This window comes from Frigidibacter sp. ROC022 (assembly GCF_024723735.1).
Classification (GTDB): domain Bacteria; phylum Pseudomonadota; class Alphaproteobacteria; order Rhodobacterales; family Rhodobacteraceae; genus SLM-1.
The window spans coordinates 296674-319051 of record NZ_JANQDU010000004.1 but is presented as its reverse complement, the minus strand read 5'-3'; the positions used below and the strand labels follow the sequence as shown (position 1 = coordinate 319051).

20 protein-coding genes are annotated in these 22378 nt (G+C 65.8%); 10 read left to right on the top strand and 10 right to left on the bottom strand.

Annotated elements, in window-relative coordinates; all coding sequences use genetic code 11:
* Window positions 1–36: 36 nt before the first annotated feature.
* Window positions 37–912 (bottom strand): transporter substrate-binding domain-containing protein, encoded by an 876-nt coding sequence (locus NUW50_RS17520; protein WP_258290457.1) that lies wholly within the window; start codon window positions 910–912, stop codon window positions 37–39.
* Window positions 913–1002: 90 nt separating this feature from the next.
* On the opposite strand from NUW50_RS17520, the gene NUW50_RS17515 reads away from it, so the two are divergent.
* Complete coding sequence (locus NUW50_RS17515; protein ID WP_258290456.1) at window positions 1003–1782, top strand: IclR family transcriptional regulator; 780 nt, start codon at window positions 1003–1005, stop codon at window positions 1780–1782.
* Between the two features lie 60 nt (window positions 1783–1842).
* Window positions 1843–2604 carry an IclR family transcriptional regulator gene (locus NUW50_RS17510; RefSeq protein ID WP_258290455.1) on the top strand — a complete coding sequence of 254 codons (762 nt, stop codon included), beginning with the start codon at window positions 1843–1845 and terminating at the stop codon, window positions 2602–2604.
* Window positions 2605–2611: 7 nt separating this feature from the next.
* On the opposite strand, the gene NUW50_RS17505 is transcribed toward NUW50_RS17510, so the two are convergent.
* The 8 genes from NUW50_RS17505 to NUW50_RS17470 all read right to left on the bottom strand — a co-directional run bounded on the left by NUW50_RS17505 (window position 2612) and on the right by NUW50_RS17470 (window position 10661).
* Window positions 2612–3094 carry a RidA family protein gene (locus NUW50_RS17505; RefSeq protein ID WP_258290454.1) on the bottom strand — a complete coding sequence of 161 codons (483 nt, stop codon included), beginning with the start codon at window positions 3092–3094 and terminating at the stop codon, window positions 2612–2614.
* Window positions 3095–3103: 9 nt separating this feature from the next.
* Window positions 3104–4048 (bottom strand): ABC transporter ATP-binding protein, encoded by a 945-nt coding sequence (locus tag NUW50_RS17500; RefSeq protein ID WP_258290453.1) that lies wholly within the window; start codon window positions 4046–4048, stop codon window positions 3104–3106.
* A complete protein-coding gene (locus NUW50_RS17495; protein WP_258290452.1) occupies window positions 4041–5042 on the bottom strand; it encodes an ABC transporter ATP-binding protein in 1002 nt (333 codons plus the stop codon). Before NUW50_RS17495 ends, NUW50_RS17500 begins: the two co-directional genes overlap by 8 nt.
* Window positions 5039–6154: an amidohydrolase/deacetylase family metallohydrolase gene (locus NUW50_RS17490; RefSeq protein ID WP_258290451.1), complete on the bottom strand. Its 1116-nt coding sequence runs from the start codon at window positions 6152–6154 to the stop codon at window positions 5039–5041. Before NUW50_RS17490 ends, NUW50_RS17495 begins: the two co-directional genes overlap by 4 nt.
* Before the next feature lies 1 nt (window position 6155).
* Window positions 6156–7013 carry an ABC transporter permease gene (locus NUW50_RS17485; protein WP_258290450.1) on the bottom strand — a complete coding sequence of 286 codons (858 nt, stop codon included), beginning with the start codon at window positions 7011–7013 and terminating at the stop codon, window positions 6156–6158.
* Window positions 7013–7954, bottom strand: a complete 942-nt coding sequence (locus NUW50_RS17480) for an ABC transporter permease (RefSeq protein ID WP_258290449.1) — start codon at window positions 7952–7954, stop codon at window positions 7013–7015. Before NUW50_RS17480 ends, NUW50_RS17485 begins: the two co-directional genes overlap by 1 nt.
* Before the next feature lie 51 nt (window positions 7955–8005).
* Window positions 8006–9529, bottom strand: a complete 1524-nt coding sequence (locus NUW50_RS17475) for an ABC transporter substrate-binding protein (RefSeq protein ID WP_258290448.1) — start codon at window positions 9527–9529, stop codon at window positions 8006–8008.
* Between the two features lie 199 nt (window positions 9530–9728).
* Complete coding sequence (locus NUW50_RS17470) at window positions 9729–10661, bottom strand: hydrogen peroxide-inducible genes activator (RefSeq protein ID WP_258290447.1); 933 nt, start codon at window positions 10659–10661, stop codon at window positions 9729–9731.
* Window positions 10662–10868: 207 nt separating this feature from the next.
* Here NUW50_RS17470 and katG point away from each other — a divergent pair, with 207 nt between their 5' ends.
* Complete coding sequence (gene katG, locus NUW50_RS17465; protein ID WP_258290445.1) at window positions 10869–13043, top strand: catalase/peroxidase HPI; 2175 nt, start codon at window positions 10869–10871, stop codon at window positions 13041–13043.
* A 67-nt stretch (window positions 13044–13110) separates the two neighbouring features.
* Here katG and NUW50_RS17460 read toward each other — a convergent pair whose 3' ends face one another.
* Entirely contained in the window at window positions 13111–15492 is a 2382-nt protein-coding gene (locus tag NUW50_RS17460) for a 1-deoxy-D-xylulose-5-phosphate synthase N-terminal domain-containing protein (protein ID WP_258290443.1), read from the bottom strand.
* Window positions 15493–15625: 133 nt separating this feature from the next.
* Here NUW50_RS17460 and NUW50_RS17455 point away from each other — a divergent pair, with 133 nt between their 5' ends.
* The 7 genes from NUW50_RS17455 to NUW50_RS17425 all read left to right on the top strand — a co-directional run bounded on the left by NUW50_RS17455 (window position 15626) and on the right by NUW50_RS17425 (window position 22266).
* Complete coding sequence (locus NUW50_RS17455) at window positions 15626–16078, top strand: Lrp/AsnC family transcriptional regulator (protein WP_258290625.1); 453 nt, start codon at window positions 15626–15628, stop codon at window positions 16076–16078.
* Between the two features lie 262 nt (window positions 16079–16340).
* Window positions 16341–17000: a FadR/GntR family transcriptional regulator gene (locus tag NUW50_RS17450; RefSeq protein ID WP_258290442.1), complete on the top strand. Its 660-nt coding sequence runs from the start codon at window positions 16341–16343 to the stop codon at window positions 16998–17000.
* On the top strand, window positions 16993–18153 hold the full coding sequence (locus NUW50_RS17445; RefSeq protein WP_258290441.1) for an aminotransferase class I/II-fold pyridoxal phosphate-dependent enzyme: 1161 nt from the start codon (window positions 16993–16995) through the stop codon (window positions 18151–18153). The genes NUW50_RS17450 and NUW50_RS17445 overlap by 8 nt, the downstream gene beginning before the upstream one ends.
* A 21-nt stretch (window positions 18154–18174) precedes the next feature.
* Window positions 18175–19428 carry an ABC transporter substrate-binding protein gene (locus NUW50_RS17440; RefSeq protein ID WP_258290440.1) on the top strand — a complete coding sequence of 418 codons (1254 nt, stop codon included), beginning with the start codon at window positions 18175–18177 and terminating at the stop codon, window positions 19426–19428.
* Complete coding sequence (locus tag NUW50_RS17435; protein ID WP_258290439.1) at window positions 19425–20354, top strand: carbohydrate ABC transporter permease; 930 nt, start codon at window positions 19425–19427, stop codon at window positions 20352–20354. The genes NUW50_RS17440 and NUW50_RS17435 overlap by 4 nt, the downstream gene beginning before the upstream one ends.
* Window positions 20355–20358: 4 nt before the next feature.
* On the top strand, window positions 20359–21201 hold the full coding sequence (locus NUW50_RS17430; protein WP_258290438.1) for a carbohydrate ABC transporter permease: 843 nt from the start codon (window positions 20359–20361) through the stop codon (window positions 21199–21201).
* 9 nt (window positions 21202–21210) lie between these two features.
* Window positions 21211–22266: an ABC transporter ATP-binding protein gene (locus NUW50_RS17425; RefSeq protein ID WP_258290437.1), complete on the top strand. Its 1056-nt coding sequence runs from the start codon at window positions 21211–21213 to the stop codon at window positions 22264–22266.
* Window positions 22267–22378 lie beyond the last annotated feature (112 nt).

The window sequence follows — 22378 nt, the reverse complement described above, 5'->3', positions numbered from 1 at the left end:
GCGCGGCGGAGACGGGCCCCGCCGCGCCGTTTTCGATCAGATCGTCGGGAAGCCCGGCACCCGCGCCGGCGGGGTGGCACCGAAGAACTTCTTGAACGCCTCGTCATAGAGCGCGGTCTCATGCCCGAACATCGCGATGGTGAAGGCCGAGTTGACGAAGTGCAGCCAGTCCAGGTCGCCCTGCTTCAGCGCCGCGCCGTAGAGCTGCGTGTGCCATTGCTTGCCGGAATCGTAGTAGCGATCCGGGTTCCGGGCGACCAGCCACTTGACCGTGGACAGATCGACCACGGCCGCATCGGCCCGCTTCGAGTCGACCGCCTGCAGGACGTTCGCCTGGGTGTCGAGCTGCATCACCTTGGCTTCCGGCAGCACCTCATGCACGCTTTCCTCGGCGCCGACGTTCTGCAGGATCGCCACCGTCGCGCCCGAACCGGCCGCCAGCAGCTTGGAGAAGTCGTTGTTGTCGGTGCCGGGGGTCGAGATCAGCGCCACGCCTTCGACATAGTAGGGGCGGGAGAAGTTGACGAGCTGCGCCCGCTGGCCGCTCATCGTCATGAACTGGACGACGATATCGACCTTGCCGGTGTTGACGTTCGGAATCCGCTGCGCCGGGTCCTGCAGCACGAATTCGACCGCATTCTCGTCGTCGAACAGCGCCTTGGCGAGGATATGACCCATGGTCACGTCCATGCCGACCAGCTTGCCCGCTTCGTCCTCGAAGTGCCAGGGCGCATTGGTCGAGCCGGTCCCGACGATCACCTTGCCACGGTCGAGAACGGTGCGAAGGCGGCTGCCTTCGGCGGATTGCGCGGCGGCTTCGCTGGCGGACAGCACAAGGCCACCGCCGCTCAGGCCGGCGGCTGCCATCCCGACGGCACCAAGTCTCAGGAAGTCTCTTCTGTCTGCAGTCATCTTGCTTTCTCCTGTTGGTGGGGTATAGGGTCGTCCATTATAGTGGACAGTTATCCGTTACTAAGGACAGCGTAACGAAAGGCGGCACGAATGCAAGATTCTCCTGCATCGAATGACTCCGGTCCGCGGCGCGAGGCCGGTCTGTCGCGCGCGGTGCAGATTCTGGATTTCCTGCATGCCCATGGCCGCCCGGCCTCTCCGGGGGACATCGCACGCGGTCTCGGGGCGCCACGGTCGACGATCTACAGCCTGGTCCGGACCTTGTCCGACTGCGGGCTGCTTGATGCCAATGCCGGAGACGGCCGGGTCTATTTCGGCCGCAAGCATTATCTCTGGGGCATGGACTACATGCGCGAGAACGCCCTGTTGCGGCAGGGACGGCGTGCGGTGGACGAACTGGCCGCGGAAACCGGCGAGACCACGGAACTGTGCATGTTGCACGAGGGCCGCTATGCCATCATCCACATGTGCCCCGGAGCCCGGCCGTTCCGGATATCCTCGGCGGTCGGGCTGCAGATTCCGCTGCCCTGGACCGCCTCGGGCCGCCTGCTGTTGTCCGGCCTCGCGCGGCCGGAAGTGGACCGACTGGTCCAGGACGAGGATCTGACGCTTCCCGACGGCCGCCGGATCAACCGCGAGATCTTCCATGCCGAGATCGCCGAGGCGGCAGAGCGGGGCTTCTGCGTGACGACGGGGCTGGTCGATGCGGTGACGAAATGCCTGGCGGTGCCGATCCGCGACAGTGACCGCTCGGTGGCCGCGACGCTCTGCTTCGTTCTGCCGATCAACACCGCGGACAGCACGGTGACGCAGCTTCGGAAGAAGCTTCTCGACCGCGCCCGGAACTTGTCGATGGACCTCGCCAGCTGATGCGCTCTTGACCCACCGGGTTATTCCCTTACTGTGGAACAACCCAGGAGGCCGAGCCAGATGAACGACGTTCCCCGCAGCCGAACCAGCGGCATCGACCGGACCCTCCAGGTGATGGACATCCTGGCCGAGCGCCAGGTGCCGATGAGCACCTATGACCTTGCCAAGTCCGCCGGCGCCCCGGTCTCGACGATCTACCGGATCGTCGATGAGCTGATCGAACGGGACATGCTGTCGCGCGGGCCGAACAACTCGGTCTGGCTCGGACCGCGGCTGATGCGCTACGGGCTGATATACCGGGCGCGAATGGATATCTTCAGCCTGGCCCGGCACGAGATGCAGCGACTGGTCGAGGCCACCGGCGAAACCGTGCAGATATGCGCCCGCGACGACGGGATGATGCTGGTGATCGGGATGGAAGAGGGCGAGGGCCACTTTCGCGTCACCTCGAATGTCGGCACGCGTGTGCCACTGAACTGGACCGCGTCGGGGCGCCTGCTTCTGGGCCATCTGGACGATGACGAGCGCCGCGACGCCTTCGCCGCCACCGCCCGCCCTTCGCATACCGGCATGGCCGAGACCGATCCCGACATCCTTGCGGCGCAGGCCCGCGCCGATTTCGAGGCCCGGCTGGCGGTGCAGTTCAACGCCTCGGAATTCTCGGTCGCCTGCATCGCCGCCCCGATCCGCGACGAGACCGGCGCCTGCGTCGCGACGATCTCGATCGTGCTGCCCGACCGCAAGGCCGGCGAACGCCGGGACGAGCTGGCCCGGGCGGTGCAGGAGGCCGCCTCGGCCGTCGAGCGATCGCTCGGGCGCTAATGGACCGTCAGGTTGCAAGCTCGAATATCCCCTCGATCTCGACCGTGATCCGGTTCGGCAGGCTGGAGACACCGAAGGACGACCGAGCATGAATGCCTGACGAGCCGAAAATGCCCGCAAACAGGTCCGAGGCGCCGTCGATCACGAAAGAATGGCGGTCAAAGTCCGGGGTGGCATTGACCAGCCCCAGCAGTTTCACCACCCCGGCTAACCGGTCAAGGCTGCCGAATTGCGCCTTCAGCGCCGCCAGTATGTTGCCCGCCACGAGTTCGGCATGTCCGCGCGCCTGTTCGGCGGTCACGTCATCCCCGACCTTGCCGCGGCAGAGGCTGCCATCGGCCGCCACGGGCCCCTGCCCCGATACATAGACCAGCCCGCCGGCCTCCCGGACATTGGTGAAGGACCCGATCGGGGTCGGAGGCAGGCTCGGCAGGACGATGCCTGCTTGCAGCAGTCGGGCTTCTGGTCGGTCTGGACTATCTGTTGTCATGGGCCTGGATCATGGATTGATGCAATGAACGATGCGGTCGGGGCCTGGGATGCTGGGCGGCGGGACCGCCTCGGCACAGGCGGGAAGGGCGCGCGGGCAACGGGTCCGGAAGACGCAGCCCGAGGGCGGGTCCAGCGGACTCGGCACGGTGCCCTGGAGGATCTGCCGGTCACGCTCGACCTTCGGGTCGGGCTGTGGCACCGCCGACAGGAGCGCACGGGTATAGGGATGCACCGGCTCCCGCGAGAGCGGCCTCGCCGGGCCGGTCTCGACGATCCGGCCCAGATACATCACCGCGATCCGGTCGCAGAGATACTCGACCACGCTGAGATCATGGGCGATGAACAGCATGGTAAGGTTGCGCTTCTCGCGCAGGTCCAGAAGCAGGTTCAGGATCTGGGCCTGGATCGACACGTCCAGTGCCGAGACGCTTTCGTCCGCGACGATGAACTCCGGCTCGACCGCCAGCGCCCGGGCGATGCCGATCCGTTGGCGCTGACCGCCGGAGAACTCGTGCGGGTAGCGGTCCATCGCCTCGGCCTGCAAGCCGACCTCTTCGAGCAGCGCCGCCACCCGGTCGCGACGCTCGGCGCGCGCGCCCATCCGGTGCGCACGCAGCCCTTCGGCAATGATCGTGCCGACCTTCAACCGCGGGTTCAGCGACGAGACCGGGTCCTGGAAGATGATCTGCATGCGCCGGCGCATCGCCAGCATCTCGTGCTGCCCCAGCCCGGTCAGCTCGGTTCCGTCGAACAGGATCGTGCCCGCGGTCGGTTCGATCAGCCGCAGGACCGTCCGGCCCAGCGTGGTCTTGCCCGACCCGCTTTCGCCCACCAGCCCGGTGATCGAGCCGCGGGCGATGTCCAGCGACACATCCTCGACCGCGCGGACCGTGCCGCGCGGGGTCTCGAAATGCTTGGACAGGCCACGCAGGGACAGAAGCGGCTCAGGCATCGGCAAGCACCTCCTCGGCGCGGATGCAGGCGACGCGATGGCCGGGGTGGATGTCGCGCAGGCCCACCGGTTCGGCGCAGGCCGGGGTCGCCAGCGGGCAGCGCGGCGCGAAGGCACAGCCGGACGGCAGACTGCCCAGCGGCGGCACCGATCCGGCAATCGCCACCAGCCGTTCACCTTCGGGCCGGTCGGGTCGCGGGATCGAGGCGAGAAGGCCGCGGGTATAGGGATGCGACGGCCGGGCAAAGAGATCGGCCACCGGGGCCTGCTCGATCACCGCACCGGCATACATCACCGCAACATCGTCGGCCATTTCCGCGACCACGCCCATGTCATGGGTGACGAAGAGGATCGACATCCCCATTTCGCGCTGGAGCCGCCGCATCAGGTCGAGGATCTGCGCCTGCACCGTCACATCCAGCGCCGTCGTCGGCTCATCGGCGATCAGAAGCTGCGGCGCACAGATCAGCGCCAGCGCGATCATCACCCGCTGCCGCATCCCGCCGGACATCTCGTGCGGATAGGAATCGATGCGCCGGGCCGGGGCCGGGATCTCGACCATCTCCAGCATCTCGATCACCCGCTTGCGCCGCGCCGCGCCGTCCAGCCCTTCGTGCAGCAACAGCATTTCGCCGATCTGGTCGCCAATGGTGAACAGCGGGTTCAGCGACGACATCGGCTCCTGAAAGATCATCGAGATCTCGCGGCCGCGAATGGCACGGAACTCGGACTGCGGCAGCCGGGCAAGATCGAGCTCACGACCGTCGCGGGCGCGATAGGCCAGCCGACCGGCAGTGATATCGCCGTTGCGCGGCAAGAGCCCGAGGATCGCCAGCGACGTCACCGACTTGCCCGAACCGGACTCGCCGACCAGCGCCAGGGTGCGCCCGGCCTCCAGCGTGAAGCTGACATCGCGCAGGGCCGTGACCGCGCCGCGGCGGCTGCGGAAGGCCACGCGCAGGCCTTCGACCGAGAGGATCGGCCCCGCGCTCATTCGAGACGCCGCGCGGCGGGCGCGACATCGGAGCCGAGGACGGTCATCCGCGGCTCCAGCAGCCGGTCGAGCCGCAGATGCCCGCCGAGACTGTCAACGGCGTCATATTCGCCATCGACCAGGTCGAAGACGGTGAAGTCGGCCTTGACGCCCGGCGTCAGCCCCTCGGCCCCCGACAGGCCCAGCACGCTTCTCGGCCGCACGGAGATGGCAGGAATGCAGTCATCGAGGCTCAGACCCACGGCCAGCAGCTTGGAGGCGGTCAGCGCCATGTCATAGACCGGCCCGCGGATGTTGCGCAGATGCAGATCGGTCGAGATCGACCAGGGCTTCAGCCCCTCCTCGATGGCCCGCCGCGCGACGCCGAAGTCGAACGACGCCGCGCCGTGGCCGATGTCCATCCGCACGCCCTCGTCGGCAAGCCGCCTGGCCTGCGCCCAGAGCGCGCTGGTATCCGCGATCGACCCGGCCTTCTTGCCGTTGAAGCAATGGGTGACGATGTCGCCCGGGGTCAGGATGTCGAAGACCTCGTCCAGCAGCGGTGGCGGCTCTCCGACATGGACCATCAGCGGCAGGCCGGCGATCTCTGCCACCCGCTTGGCGATCTTGGCGGGCGTGATCCCCCAGTCGCCGACGATCACCCCCGAGGCCCGGACCTTGACGCCGCAGATCACGTCGCGGTTCGCCTCGATCACCGCCAGCGTCCGGTCCACGTCGATCGAGCGCAGGTCGATCAGCTCCGGCACCCGATTGCAGGCGACCAGCCCGATCGAGCCGATGTTGAGGAAGGCCCGCACGGTCTCGGCCGCCGGGTCGATCACATATTCCCGCAACCCGTGGAAACTGGCCTCCCCGGCCGAACCGGCGTCGGCCATGGCCGTCACCCCGGTGCCGCGCCCCGCCTCGGCGGCGCGGATCGAGATATCGGTACCGCCGTGCCAGACATGGACATGCAGATCGCACCAGCCGGACGACAGGAAGGCGCCGCCGCAGTCCACCACCCGGGCGCCGGGAGGCGCCGACGCGCAGACAAGCCCATCGTCCCCGACGTGGATTTCGGACGATCCGCCGTCCAGACCGATGGCGCGGTAGTTGGTCAGGGTCAGCGCCATGTCAGAGCTCCTTGGCAAGGCGTGGGTCCAGCGCATCGCGCAGCCCGTCGCCGATCAGTTGCAGGCTGAGCACCGCCACCGAAACGGCGATGCCGGGAAAGAAGATCAGGAACGCCGCCTGGTCGATATACTGACGCCCCTCGTTGACCATCGTGCCCCAGGTCGGAATCGAGGGATCGACTCCGACGCCCAGAAAGGACAGACCGGCCTCGGCCAGCATCGCATAGGCGAAGATGAAGGTGGCCTGCACGGTCACCGGCGACACGATGTTCGGCAGGATGTGCAGGGTCATGATCGAGAGGTTGCCGGTGCCGAGCGCCCGGGCCGCCTCGACGAAGGGCAGTTCGCGGATCACCAGGGTCGCGGCACGGACGATGCGGGCGATGCGGGGCGTATAGACGATCGAAAGCGCCAGGATGACATTGGCAATCGAGCCGCCGAAAATGGCGACCAGCGAAATCGCCAGCAGGATGTCGGGAAAGGCCATCATCGCATCGATCAGCCGGCTCAGCGGCGCATCGAGACGGCTGAAGAAGCCGGCCAGAAGCCCGATCGCAATGCCCGCCACCGTCGCGACCAGGGCGGTCCCGACCCCGATTAGCAGCGAGACGCGCCCGGCATAGAGCAAACGCGACGCGACATCCCGGCCAAATGCGTCGGCGCCCAGCAGGTAGTCCCCGAACGGCGGCGACAGGCGCGCCCGGACCGCCATCTTCGCCGGATCGGCCGGGGCGATCAGCGGCGCCAGGATCGCGGCGGCGAGGATCAGTCCGAAGACCAGCATCGCGATCAGCACCGACCGGCGCTCGGCCAGCGTCCGCAGCAGGCCCGGGTCGTCAGAGATGCTTGCAGCGGCCATCAGTAGCGGACCCGTTTGTCGATGACGAGGTAGAGCAGGTCCACCGCGAGATTGATCAGGATGTAGAGCGTGGCGACGACCACCAGCGTGCCCTGGATCACCGGGTAGTCGCGGCGCAGGACCGCGCCGACCACCAGATTGCCCATGCCGGGAATGTTGAAGACCCTCTCTGTCACCACAGCGCCCGAGACCAGCAGCGCGAAGGTCAGCCCGACCACGGTGACGATCGGAATCGCGGCGTTCTTCATCGCGTGGCGCAGGACGACCCGGCCCTCGGTCATGCCTTTCGAGCGCGCGGTGCGGATGTAATCCTCGCCCAGCACATCCAGCATCGAGGCCCGGGTGAAACGCAGGATCAGCGCGGAATTGACGATCCCCAGCACGATCGAGGGCAGCATCAGATAGCCCATCCGGTCAAGGAACGTGGCATCCGGCCCGCCATAGCCCGAGGCCGGGAACCAGCCGAGGTCGGTGGCCAGATAGCGTTGCAGCACGAGGCCGGTCCAGAAACTGGGGACCGAAGCCGCCAGCATCGCCACCGAGACCGCCGACTGATCCAGGAACGAGCCGCGCCGGTAAGCGACGAAGATGCCAAGCGGCAGCGCGATCACCACCGAGATGGCCAGCGAGAACAAAGCGAGGAAGGCCGTCGGCTCGACACGCTCGGCCAGCACCGACAGCACCGGGCGGTTGAAGAACAACGACTGGCCAAGATCGCCCTGCAGCGCATTGACGATGAAGGTCAGATACTGCACCGGGATCGGCCGGTCGAGGCCCAGCCGGGCGCGCAGTTCGGCGGCATCGGCAGGGGTGGCATCCGGCCCCAGCATCAGCGCCGCCGGATCGCCGGGCGCCAGCCGCACGATGACGAAGGCGATGGTGAGCACGAGGAACACCACCACGACCATGCCGACAAGGCGCTTGAGGATGTATAGCTTCATGCTTGTCCGACCGCAGGGGGATGGCGGGGCCGGGCGGCCCCGCCGAAGGGATCACTCTTTCGAAGCGTTCCAGAAGAACGGCCAGGGCGAGGGCTCGACGCCCTTCAGCGCCTTCGCCTGACCCTCCAGCGCGTTGAAGTTGCCCACCTTGATGAAGCCGACATCCTTGTAGTTCTCGGCCTGCATCTTGGCGAAGATTTCCTTCCGCTTGGCCGGATCGGTCTCGGTGGTGAACTGCTTGCCCAGTTCGACCTCGACCGGGTCGTTCCAGCCGATCCGCGAGGTCGGGAACCACATGTCGGTCAGCGCCGGCTCCGGCAGGAAGGGCGAGTGGGTGATGTAGATGTCCCACAGCGCCGGGTCGTTGCGCCGCTGACCAAGGGTTGCCCAGTCGACAACGTCCATCTGGACGGTGAAGCCCGCCGCCTCCAGCGCCTGTTTCGCGACTTCGGCCATCTTGTAGTGGAACTCGTACTGGCGCGAGGTCAGGATGCGCAGCGGGGTGCCATCGTATCCGGCCTCCTCGAGCAGCGCCTTCGCCTTGGCCGGGTCGTTCTGGTTGTAGAGTTCGGTGCCGGCATCGGTGTAGTAGGCCCAGCCTTCCGGATACATCGCGCCATCGGTCTTGAAGAACTTGTCATCGCCGAAGGCCGCGAACAGCATGTCGTCGAAGGGCAGCGCCGCCTGAAGCGCCTGCCGGATCTTCAGGTCGGTCAGCAGGCCGTCCTTGTGGTTGATCGCCCAGACCGGCCAGCCGAAGGGCTGCAGCAGCAGCGGCTCGGCGACATCGCTTGCCGCGATCCGGTCATAGCTTTCGGCCGGCAGTCCGTCGGCGAAATCGAACTGACCCGACAGCAGCCCCTCGACCCGCGTGTTCGGATCGGGAACCGGCACGAAGCGGATTTCGCCGGGCACCTGCCCGCGCTTGCCGGCCCAGCCGCTGGCCGGATCCTCGCGCGGCACGAAGCCGTCGAATTTCACCAACTGCAGATATTGGTCGGGCACATGCTCGGCAACCTCGTAGGGGCCGGTGCCCACGACTTTCGGCAACGTGTCGCCGGCGTCCTTGACGATCTCTTCGGGATAGATCGCCGCCGCCGAGTTCGAGAAGGCCAGCAGCGACAGTAGCGGCGCGTAGGGCTCGGACATGGTGATGCGGATCGCGTCCGGGCCGTTGGCCTCGACGCTCTGCACCTTGTCGGCGACGGTCTTGCCGCGGCTGGCAACCTTCAGCCAACGCTCCAGCGAGGCGACGACATCGGCCGAATCCAGGCTCGAGCCGTCCTGGAAGGTGATCCCGGTCCGCAGCGGAATGTCATAGACCTTCCCGTCCGCCGAGATCGTCGGCATGTCCTTCGCCAGCAGCGGCGCCACCGCCCAGTTCTCGTCGAAGGTATAGAGCGTTTCGACGATGTGCTGGGTGACGATCGAGACGATGTCCTTGGTAGAAACCATCGGATCGAGGGTGTCGGGCTCGCCGATGATTGCGACATTGACGACATCCTCGGCGAGAACAGGCGACAGTGCCGTGCTTCCCATGATGAAGGCGAGGGCGAGGCTGAGAGGCTTTGACATTGCTGCTATTCCCTTATTAGGTCATATACTCCACAACAAAGGATGTTCCAGCCCCGAAGGGCTGTCAAGCGAGATCGGCCGCCGAATTGCCGTTTCGGCATCGCGGCCATGCGTGCCCCGGCGGCTGCCGGCCCCGCATCAATTCCTGACCATTTGTGCTGTTCGGGCGACGAACCTTCGCCCGGGGCCGGACGCCGGGCTAGCCGTCCGAACCGGCGCCGCTGCGCCCCTGCCCCGCCTGTCTGTTGCCCAGGATCGGTCGCAGACGGGCGACGATCTCGGTCAGCGAGTCTGCCAGCGAAGAACTCTTGCGCCAGACCATGCCGACCCGACGCCGTGGCGGCGGCGCCGCCAGCCGGGCGATCGAGACCGGCGCCGAGCGTGTCTCGATCTCCACCGCCATCTCGGGGATCAGGGTGACCCCGATGCCGGCCCCGACCATCTGCACCAGGGTCGAAAGCGAACTGCCTTCCATCATGTCGCGCGGCGGCGGCGAGCCGAGATTGCAGAACGACAGGGCCTGATCACGAAAGCAGTGCCCCTCTTCCAGCAGCAGCAGCCGCATTTCGCGAAGGGCCTCGGCATCGGGCACCGGCTTCCCGGCATCGGCGCGGGGGCGGACCAGGACGAAATCCTCGGCGAACAGGTCTTCCTCGTGCAGCGCCGGTTCCGAGACCGGCAATGCCATCACCGCGGCGTCCAGCCGGCCCTCGTTCAGTTCATGGATCAGGGTCTGGGTCACGGTTTCGCGCGGGCGGATGTCGAGCCGGGGAAAGCCGGCCCCGATGGCCGCGATCAGCTGGGGCAGCAGATAGGGCGCGATGGTCGGGATGACGCCGATCCGGAGCCGCCCGGCAAAGGGATCCTGCGCCGCGCGGGCAAGATCGCCCAGTTCATCGACGGCGCGCAGGATATCGCTGGCCCGAACCTCCAGTTCCTCGCCCAAGGGGGTCAGCCGGGTCTGCCGTGCCGAGCGTTCGATGAGCGTCGCGCCGAACAGCGCTTCCAGTTCCTTGATCTGCACGGACAGCGCCGGTTGCGAGACCGAACAGGCCTGGGCGGCACGGCCGAAATGCCGGTGCCGGGCCAGCGCGATGAAATAACGAAGATGTCGCAGGGTAAGACCGTTCATAACCTAAGACTATCGTAATCATCAGAAGATTGAAGTCGAATTCATCGCGAAGGGTGCTAGAAAGACGCCGACGCCACCAAGCGGATTCGCCCGGACAGGGCCGATCCCGCAACCGTGGCGGGGCGCCGAATGACCGGCACGCCGACAGGACTCGGCGCACCGCGCGGCCGGGCGTTCGGCAAGACAGGCACAGCTAGGAGACTCCCGATGGATGGCAACGATATTCCGACCGGCAAATGCCCGGTGGTGCATGGCGCGATGACCGAGGCAGGCACCTCGGTGCTCAACTGGTGGCCGAAGTCGCTGAACCTGGACATCCTGCACCAGCACGACACAAAGACGAATCCGCTGGACAAGGACTTCGACTATCGCGCGGCGGTGAAGACGCTCGACCACGCCGCGGTCAAGGCCGATCTCGCAGCCCTGATGACCGAAAGCCAGGACTGGTGGCCGGCGGACTGGGGCCACTATGGCGGCCTGATGATCCGCATGGCCTGGCACGCGGCCGGCACCTACCGGATCGCCGACGGTCGCGGCGGCGCCAGCACCGGCAACCAGCGCTTTGCGCCGCTGAACTCCTGGCCGGACAACGGCAACCTGGACAAGGCCCGGAGGCTGCTCTGGCCGATCAAGAAGAAATACGGCAACAAGCTGAGCTGGGCCGACCTGATCATCCTGGCCGGCAATGTCGCCTATGAGACAATGGGGCTGAAGACCTATGGCTTTGCCTACGGTCGCGAAGACATCTGGGCCCCCGAGAAGGATGTCTACTGGGGTTCCGAGAAGGAATGGCTGGCCCCTTCGGACAATCGCTACGCTGACGTCGACAAGCCCGACACGATGGAAAACCCGCTGGCCGCCGTCCAGATGGGGCTGATCTACGTGAACCCCGAAGGCGTCAACGGCAACCCCGACCCGCTGAAGACCGCGGCGCAGATGCGCGAGACCTTCGCGCGGATGGCGATGAACGACGAAGAGACCGCTGCGCTGACCGCCGGCGGCCATACCGTCGGCAAGACCCATGGCAACGGCGATGCCGCGCTGCTCGGCCCCGAGCCGGAAGGCGCTGATGTCGAGATGCAGGGCCTCGGCTGGGCCAACCCGGCGCAGAACGGCTTGGCGGCGCGGGCCGTCACCTCGGGCCTGGAAGGCGCCTGGACGACGCATCCGACGGTGTTCGACATGGGCTTCTTCGACATGCTCTTCAACCACGAATGGAAGCTGGCCAAATCCCCGGCGGGCGCCAACCAGTGGGAGCCGGTTGATATCCGCGAAGAGGACAAGCCGCTGGATGCCAGCGACCCCACGAAGCGCCACAACCCGATGATGACCGACGCCGACATGGCCTTGAAGATGGACCCGACCTATCGCGCCATCTGCGAGAAGTTCATGGCCGACCCGGCCTATTTCGAGGACTGTTTCGCCCGTGCCTGGTTCAAGCTGACGCATCGCGACCTGGGGCCGAAGACCCGCTATATCGGGCCGGAAGTGCCGCAGGAGGATCTGATCTGGCAGGATCCGGTGCCGAAGGGTCCGACCGGCTATGACGTGGCTGCGGTCAAGGCGCGGATCGCCGATTCCGGGCTGTCGCTGGCCGACATGGTCGCGACCGCCTGGGACAGCGCCCGCACCTATCGCGGTTCGGACATGCGCGGTGGCGCCAATGGCGCCCGCATCCGCCTGGCACCGCAGAAGGACTGGGTGGGCAACGAGCCCGAACGCCTGGCCCGGGTGCTGGCGGTGCTGGAGCCGATCGCGGCCGAAAGCGGCGCCAGCATTGCCGACGTGATCGTCCTGGCGGGCAACCTCGGGGTCGAGCAGGCGGCCAAGGCCGCAGGTTTCCCGATCGAGCTGCCCTTCGCTCCGGGCCGCGGCGATGCCACCGACGAGATGACCGACGCCGAGTCCTTCGCGCCGCTCGAGCCGCTGGCCGACGGGTTCCGCAACTGGCTGAAGCAGGACTATGTCGTCAGCGCCGAGGAACTGATGCTGGACCGCTGCCAGCTGATGGGCCTCACCGCGCCGGAAATGGTCGTTCTGGTCGGCGGGATGCGGGCGATGGGCACCAACCATGGCGGCACGGCGCATGGCGTGTTCACCGACCGAGTCGGCGCGCTGACGCAGGACTTCTTCGTCAACCTCACCGACATGAGCAACAAATGGCTGCCCGTCGCGGATGGAACCTACGAGATCCGTGACCGCAAGAGCGATGCGGTGAAATGGACCGCGACCCGGATGGACCTGGTCTTCGGCTCCAACTCGGTGCTGCGCTCCTATGCCGAGTTCTACGCCCAGGACGACAATGCCGAGAAATTCGTGCGCGATTTCGCGGCGGCCTGGACCAAGGTGATGATGGCCGACCGGTTCGACCTGCAGGCCTGATCGCGACAACTCACGGGCCCCGCCGCGGCATCGTCCGCAGCGGGGCCTTTTCGTGCGTGGACCCTGCCTACCCGACGGATCGCAATCTCGGCCCCGCCGTGAGTTCGCTCACCCGCGCCACGATGCTAGCCGCGTCGATGCCGAAGTGGCGGTAGAGATCGCCGATCGTGCCGGTCTGGCCGAAATGCTCCACCCCGAGCGACATCGTCCGATGCCCGTGCACGCCACCCAGCCAGGCCAGCGTCGCCGGGTGGCCGTCGATCGCCGTCACGATCCGGCAATGCGGCGGCAGATCGGCCAGCAGCCGCTCGACATGGCTCTGTGCCCCGGCGACACCGGCGGCCCGGGCCCTCTGGGCGGCGGTCCAGCCCGCATTCAACCGGTCGGCCGAGGTCACCGCCAGCACGCCGACGTCGCGCCGGCCATCCGCGATCACCCCCGCCGCGCGGATCACCTCGGGCGCGATGACGCCCTGATAGGCCAGCACCACATCGCAATTCGGCCCCGGTTGCCGCAGCCAGTAGCCTCCGTCGATCGCACCCTGCCGGAAGGCCTGATCGCCACGCTTGCCGGGCTGCTCGATCGGATTGGTCGAAAGCCGCAGATAGACCGACCCGCCGGTCTGGTCGCGCAGCCAGGTGCGCGGGTCCTCCGGGCCATCTCCGCGCCGTTGCAGATAATCGAAGGCCCATTCCATGATCACCGACAGCTCGTCGGCAAAGGCCGGTTCGAACGCTGCAAGCCCGTCCTGACTCATCCCGATCAGCGGCGCCGCGATCGACTGATGCGCGCCGCCTTCCGGCGCCAGCGTGACGCCCGAGGGCGTGCCGACGATCATGAACCGGGCATCCTGGTAGCAGGCATAGTTCAACGCATCGAGCCCGCGTGACACGAAAGGGTCATAGACCGTGCCGATCGGGATCAACCGCTTGCCGAACAGCGACTCGGCCAGACCGGCGGCGCCGAGCCAGAGAAACAGGTTCATCTCGGCAATGCCGAGCTCCATGTGCTGGCCGTCGGGCGCGAAGTCCCATTTCGCGGTCGAGGCGATCTTCTCGGCCCGGAACGTATCCTCGACGGCATTGCGTGCGAACAGCTTGCGCCGGTTGACCCAGGGACCCAGGCTGGTGGTGCCGGTGACATCGGGAGAGGCGGTGACGATCCGGTCGGCCAGGGGGCCGCCGTCCTTGGCGATCTGATCGAGAATCTTGCCGAAGACCGTCTGCGTCGAAACCTCGCGGTCGCTGGTCTGACTGATCGCTGGAGCGGCGAGCCTTGCGTCGGAATGGCGGCGCGGTCCGGCGGAAAAGAACGGCACGGAATCAAGAAAGGCCTGGAGTGCCGGAGCATCGGCGACACCGGCAAAACGGTCCCATTCCTCGCCCGGCGCAATTCCCATGTCCTTCTGCCAGGCCGCCATCTGCGCCTTGGTCATCAGCCCGCCATGGTTGTCCTTGTGCCCCGCAATCGGCGTGCCCCAGCCCTTGATCGTATAGGCCAGGAAGCAGGTCGGCCGGTCGTGGTCGACCGAGGCGAAGGCCTCGGCCATCGAGGCCACGCAATTGCCGCCGAGGTTTTCCATCAGTTCGGCCAGTTCGTCGTCGCTCCGCCGGTCCAGCAGTGCGGTGACATCGCCCTGGTCGCCCAGTTCCTCCATCAATCGCTCCCGCCAAACCGCGCCGCCCATGTAGGTCAGCGCCGAATAGAGCTGGTTCGGACAGGCGTCGATCCAGTTGCGCAGCCCCTCTCCGCCGGGCTCGGCAAAGGCCGCCCTCTGCAACGCCCCGTATTTGACCCGGACGACATCCCAGCCGAAGGCTTCGAAGACCTTCTCGATCCGCTGCCACAACCCTTCGCGCACCACCCCGTCCAGCGATTGCCTGTTGTAGTCCACGACCCACCAGACGTTGCGGAGATCATGTTTCCAGCCCTCCTGGAGACATTCATAGACATTGCCCTCGTCCAGTTCGGCATCGCCCAGGAGCGCCACCATCCGGCCCGGGGTGATTGCGCCCCAGTCCTTGGCGCGGATGTAGTCCTGTACCAGCGACGCAAAGGAGGTGATGGCGACCCCAAGCCCGACCGAACCGGTCGAGAAATCGACATCGTCGAAGTCCTTGGTCCGCGAGGGATAGGACTGCACGCCGCCGAAGCCGCGAAAATTCTCCATCTTCTCGCGGCTCAGATTGCCCATCAGGTAGTGCATCGCATGAAAGATCGGCGAGGCATGCGGCTTGACCGCCACCCGGTCCTCGGGCCGCAAGGCCGAAAAGTAGAGCGCGGTCATGATCGAGACCATCGACGCCGACGAAGCCTGGTGACCGCCGACCTTGATCCCGTCCACCTTGGGCCGGATGTGGTTCGCGTTGTGGATCATCCAGTGCGACAGCCACAGCAGCCGCTGCTCGATGGTCTTCAGATGGGGGTTCGTTCTCGACGTTCCGGTCATTGCCTGCTCCGACTCTCTGCCGCGCGACTCTAGCCGGAATGGCGGCGGCCTGGCTTGCCATTTCACCCCTCAGACGACAGAGTTACGCAGAATACAGCCATGACATGGATTATTTTTGGTGAAATCCCCCAAGATTGACGAGTTCGATAGACGAATCGTGAAGGCCCTTCGGGACAACGGCCGGATTTCGCTCCAGGAGTTGAGCGAAACCGTCGGTCTCAGCCCGACGCCGGTCTCGCGCAGGGTCCGGCGGCTGGAAGACTCCGGTGTCATCAGCGGCTATTCGGCGCTGATCGACGAGGCGTCGCTGGGCTTCGGCGTGTCTGTCTTTGTCTCGATCAAGCTCGACCGGCAGGTCGATGAAGCCCTGGCCCGGTTCGAAGCGGCCATCGCAGAGTTTCCCGAAGTGGTCGATTGCTGGCTCATGACCGGAAACCGCGACTATCTGCTGAGGATCGCGACCGAGGGGCTTCGGGAATACGAGGAATTCCTGGTCGGCCGGATGAGCCGGGTTCGGGGGATTGCCTCGATGGAAAGCTCGATCCCGCTGCGCCGGGTCAAGGCCGGGTTCGCCCGGACCGAATAGAACGTCGCGCCTGCGGCCACATCCCTATCCCATCATCAATCTGCCGGACATGGCAGCCCCGCGTTCCGATGCCCGGAGCCCCCTTTCCGCCATCGGCTCGATGGGGCGGCCGATTTATGTCAGACATAATTGAGTTTATGTCTGACAATGTATAACCTCGTGGAATGTCGATTGATTCGACGCTGACCATCGCCAGCAGGACCGCATGCCAGAACGGACGCCGCCCGCCCCTTCGCAACCGTCGCGCAAACCGCGCGAGGTGATGCGGCTGCTGGCCGAGTTCGTCGAACGGGAAGGCCTTGGCGTCGGGGACCGGCTGCCACCGGAAATCGCCCTGGCGCGGGAATTCGGGCTCAGCCGCTCCACGGTGCGCGAGGCGCTACGGCAATGGGAAAGCCTCGGCATCATCGAGCGCAACAAGGGCGCCGGTACCTGGCTCGTCTCCGAGGTGTCGTCGCGCTCCATGCACATTCCGCTGACGGTGAAGATCGAGGCCGACAGCCTGCAACGCATGATCGCCGTCCGCCGCCCGCTGGAGGTCGAGGCCGTGCGGCTGGCCACCCGCAATGCCAGCGAGGCCATGAAGCGCAAGATCATGCAACGGATGTATGAGCTGATGGAAGTCTACGAGGCCGGGGAAGATTGGCGCGACGCCGACCGGCAGTTCCATGCCGTGATCCACGAGGCGACCGGCAACCCCCTGTTCGGCAAGATCATCCGACAGATTCACGGTGTGTTTCACGACATCTACGATGCCCCGTTCGGTCAGCCTCAACTGGGTGCCGCGACGATCCCGGTCCACCGGGATCTCGCCGAAGCAATTGTCGCAGGCGAAGAGGAGAAAGCGGTGACCATCATGGAGAGGATCATGTCGGACATGGACGCGGCGACGGTCGGCGTCGCGGGCGGTTCCGATGCCTGACGGTCAGGGAAGCCCGGACCTCGCCACGCTGTTGTCCGAGGTGAATGGCGGCATCGGCGGGTCTGTGACGCCGCCCATCGTGCAGTCTTCGCTGTTCACCTTCGACTCCTATGCCGAGTTCGAGGACCGCATGTCGGGGCACAGCGACAGCGCCCTCTACACCCGGGTGCAGAACCCGACGGTCGCGGCTTTCGAAGCGATGATGGCCAAGGCCGAGGGCGGCGAGGCGGCCGTCGGGTTTGCCTCGGGCATGGCGGCGATATCCTCGGCGCTTCTCGCACATCTGAAACCCGGGGACCGGGTCGCCTGCGTCGAGCATGTCTATCCCGACACCTACCGCTTCATGGAGCGCATCCTGCGGCCCTTCGGGATCGAGACGGACTATCACGCCTGCGCCGATCTGGAAGATGATCCCGAGCTGTTGAAAGGCGTCAAGGTCGCCTATCTGGAAAGCCCGACCTCGGTGGTCTTCAAGGCGCTGAACCTGCCCAAGGTGGCGGCCCATGCCCGGCGGCATGGCGTGACCACGATGATCGACAATTCATGGGCCACACCTGTGTTCCAGCGCCCTATCGAACTGGGCATCGACATCGTGATCCACTCGGCGTCGAAATACATTTCCGGTCACAGCGATACCGTGGCCGGGGTCGTGGTCTCCTCGAAGGATCACATCGCCCGGCTACGCGACCTGACCCTGCCCCTGTTCGGCGGCAAGCTGGCCCCGTTCGAGGCCTGGCTGCTGATCCGCGGGCTGCGAACGCTGGTGCCGCGGATGCGCCAGCACCAGGAAACGGCCGACCTCTTTGTCGACCGCCTGTCGGCCCTGCCCTTCGTCAAGCGGGTCAATTCGCCCTCGCGCAACACGGTACCGGGGCTGGGCGGCAGGTCCGGGCTGATGTCGGTGGAATTCGACGACTCGATCGACGTCGCCCGCCTGTCCGACACGCTTCGGCATTTCCGGCTGGGCGTCAGCTGGGGCGGGTTCGAAAGCCTGATCCTGCCGTCGCGGATCGGCCTGGCGCAGGCCGGCGACTTCAATTCGATGCAGGAATTCGGCGTTTCGCCGCAACTGGTCCGGCTGAGCCTGGGCCTGGAAGGCGCGGACGACCTCTGGGCCGACATGGAGTCGGCGCTGGACAAGAGCAAGATCTGACAACCAAAGGGAGTGAGAACGATGAAACGAATGCTGATGAGCGCGGGCCTGCTTGCGCTGTCCATGGGGACATCGGCCTGGGCCGAGACCCTGAAACTGGTCGAGGTCATCACCAGCCCCGAACGCACCGTGGTGCTGCAGAATCTCGTCGACGGATTCAAGGAAGCCAATCCGGGCATCGACGTGGAAATCGTCTCGGTCCCCTGGGGCCAGGCCTTCGAGACCGTGGCGACAATGATCGCCGGCGGCGACGTTCCCGACGTGATCGAGATGCCCGACACCTGGAACGCGCTCTATGCCGACAAGCTCGTGCCGCTGGATGACCGCATCGCCACCTGGGATCACGGCACGACGCTGACCGAGAAGACCGTGGCCATGGGCAAGCTTGCCAACGGCAAGATGACCATGATCCCCTACGGCTTCTACCTGCGGGCCATGTTCTACAACAAGAAGCTGCTCGCCGAAGCCGGCGTCACCGAACTTCCGAAGACCATGGACGACTTCATGGCCGCCTCGGCAGCCGTTTCGAAGCTTGACGGCAAATATGGTTACTGCCTTCGCGGCGGGCCCGGCGGGACCAACGGCTGGATCATGATGGCCGCCACCATGAACGGGACCAACGAGTTCTTCACCGCCGACGGCAAGAGCCGGATCAACGAGCCGGGCTCGGTCGCCGGCATCCAGTTCCTGCTGGACATGTACCAGAAGGGCTATGCGCCGAAGGACTCGGTCAACTGGGGCTTCAACGAGATCGTCGCGGGCTTCTACTCGGGCACCTGTGCCTTCCTGGACCAGGACCCCGACGCGCTGATCGCGATTGCCGACCGGATGCCGGCCGAGGACTTTGGCGTCATGCCGATGCCGGTCGGGCCCGCGGGCAAGGCCTTCCCGACCATTGGCTATGCCGGCTGGTCGATCTTCAACACGACCAAATACGCCGACGACTCGTGGAAGCTGGTGGCCTATCTGTCCTCGCCCGAGTCCAACGCGGCCTGGAGCAAGCGCGTCGGTGTCATTCCGATCCACACCGGCGCCGATCAGGACCCCTTCTTCAAGACCGACCAGTTCAAGGGCTGGTTCGAAGAGCTGAACAGCCCGAACTACATTCCCACCGTCATGCCGACCTATCTTGAGGAATGGGGCTATTTCACCTCGACGGTGCTGAAGGACACCGCCCAGGAAGGCTTGCTTGGCCAGCGCACCGCGCAGAGCCTGGCCGATGAATGGGCCGAACTGCTGACGGATGCTTACGGCAACTGGAAAGCCAAGCAGTGACGACGTTCACCAACAAGGCGCCCGGGGGAACCCGGGCGCGCACTTCGCTCTACTGGCGATATCTGGTCGAGCCCTATCTCTACCTGACCCCGGCGATCCTTCTGATCGCGCTGGTCATGCTGTTTCCCCTGATCGTGGGGATCTCCTATTCCTTTCAAACCGTCAATCTTCTTCATCTCGACAAGGGCGGCTGGGCCGGTCTGTCGAACTACGCCGATCTCTGGGCCGACCGGAAATTCTGGCTCGCCCTCGAAAACACGCTTGTCTGGACATTCGGCTCGGTGTTCTTCCAGTTCACCCTGGGCCTCGGGCTGGCGCTGCTGCTGAACACCCGGTTCCCCGGGCGGCGCGTGTTTCAGGCGCTGGTCTTCCTGCCCTGGGCGGTGCCGACCTTCCTGACCGCGCTGATCTGGGCCTGGCTGTTCAATCCGGTGATCGGCCCGCTGCCGCACTGGCTGGCCGCCGTCGGTGCGCTGTCGGAACCCTACAATATCCTTGGCGACCCCGAACTGGCGATCTGGGGCCCGATCACCGCAAACATCTGGTATGGCGTCCCCTTCTTCGCGATCACCCTTCTGGCGGCGCTGCAATCCATCCCCTCCGAGCTCTACGAGGCGGCCGAGATCGACGGCGCGACCGCCTGGCAGAGTTTCACCAAGATCACCCTGCCGTTCCTGGCCCCGATGATCGCCATCACGGTGATGCTGCGAACGATCTGGATCGCCAATTTCGCCGATCTGATCTTCATCATGACCGCCGGCGGACCGGCCAATTCCACGCAAATCCTGTCGACCTATGTCTTCACCACCGCGTTCAAGAAGCTGGACTTCGGCTATGCCTCGACGATCGCCGTCGCGCTGCTCGGCCTGCTGTTCATCTACGCGGCCCTGGTGCTGGCCCTGCGTCGCAAGTTCGTGAAGGTCTGACCCGATGTCGGTGCAAGTCAGACGATCGCCCCTGCGCAGCTTCGGCAAGCTGTGCGCCATCCTGTTCTACCTGTGCTTCGCGCTGTTCCCGATCTACTGGCTGGTGAAAATCTCGGTCACGCCCGACCAGCTGGTCTATACCGAAGGGACCAAGCTGTGGCCCAGCACCGCGACGCTGGGCAATTTCGGCAAGGTGATCTTCCAGACCGATTTCCTGATCTTCTTCCGGAACAGCCTGTTCGTCTCGCTCTCCACGGCTGCGGTCACCACATTGATCGCGGCCGCGGGGGGCTATGCCTTCTCGCGGTTCGAGTTCTCCGGCAAACGGATCCTCGTCGCCCTGCTGCTGCTGACGCAGATGTTCCCCCTGCTGATGATCATCGCGCCGATCTACCGGATCGTCGCCGCCCTGGGACTGCTCAATTCGCTGCCGAGCCTGATCCTGGTCTACACGGCCTTCAACATCCCCTTCGCGACCTTCCTGATGCAATCCTTCTTCGACGGCATCCCGAAAGACCTCGAGGACGCCGCCATGATGGACGGCTGCAGCCGCTTCCAGGCGCTGCGCAAGGTGATCCTGCCGCTGACATTGCCCGGCCTGGGGGCGACGCTGGGCTTCATCTTCACCGCGGCCTGGAGCGAGATCCTGTTCGCGCTGATGCTGATCCGCTCGAATGACGCGATGACCTTTCCGGTCGGACTTCTGACCTTCGTTTCGAAGTTCTCGGTCGATTGGGGGCAGATGATGGCGGCCGGGGTGCTGGCGCTGGTCCCGTCGTGCATCTTCTTCATATTCATCCAGAAATACCTGGTGCAGGGACTGACCTCGGGCGCGGTCAAGGGTTAGGAGACGACAATGGCAAGGCTGGAATTGCGCGACATCGGCAAGAGCTACGGCACGATGGAAGTGCTGCGCGACATCAACCTTTCGGTTGCCGATGGTGAATTCATCGTTCTCGTCGGCCCCTCCGGCTGCGGCAAGTCAACGCTGCTGCGGATGATCGCCGGGCTGGAGCCGATCACCCATGGCGAGTTGCTGATCGACGGGCGGCGGATGAACGATGCCGCCCCGCGCGACCGGGACATCGCTATGGTCTTCCAGTCCTACGCGCTCTACCCGCATATGGACGTGGCCCGGAACATGGGGTTCTCGATGGAAATCCGTGGCGCCCGGGCCGAGGAGCGCCGCTCGAAGGTGGCGGCGGCGGCGAAGACCCTGGGGCTGGATGTCCTGACCGAGCGCCTGCCCAAGGCCCTGTCGGGCGGTCAGCGGCAGCGCGTGGCGATGGGCCGCGCCATCGTGCGCGATCCCCAGGCCTTCCTCTTCGACGAGCCGCTCTCCAACCTGGACGCGGCGCTGCGGGTCGAGATGCGGCTGGAAATCGCACGGCTTCACCACCGGCTGGGGGCAACCATGGTCTATGTGACGCATGACCAGGTCGAGGCGCTGACCCTTGCCGACCGGATCGTGGTGATGAACGGCGGCATCGTCCAGCAGGTCGGAACGCCGCTGGAGCTCTACGACACCCCCGCCAACCGCTTCGTGGCGCAGTTCATCGGCTCACCCACGATGAACGTGCTGCCGGCCTCGCGCGAAGGCGGCGACGTGCGGCTGTCCAACGGTGCGCTGATCTCGCTGGAGGGGCTGGAAGGACCGGTCGCGGAACTCGGTATCCGCCCCGAGCATCTCGATCTGGCCGACCCGGACAATGCCACCTTCACCGGCAGCGCCGATGTTGTGGAACACCTTGGATCGGACACCAACATCTATGCACAGATCGACGGGATCGGGCCGCTGATGGTCCGCCAGCATGGCCATGTCGCCCTGCGCGCCGGCGACCGGCTGGGCATCGTGGTTCAGCCCGAAAGAGTGCATGCTTTCGACGCCACCGGCGCGCGGATCAACAGCTGAACCCGACATCCGGAAGCGCCCGGCATGGGCGCCATCCGGACCGATCCGGCAGGCCGCAACACCCCTGCGACCGGCGCCTGTCGGGCCAATGCAACATGCGCGAAACGCCTTG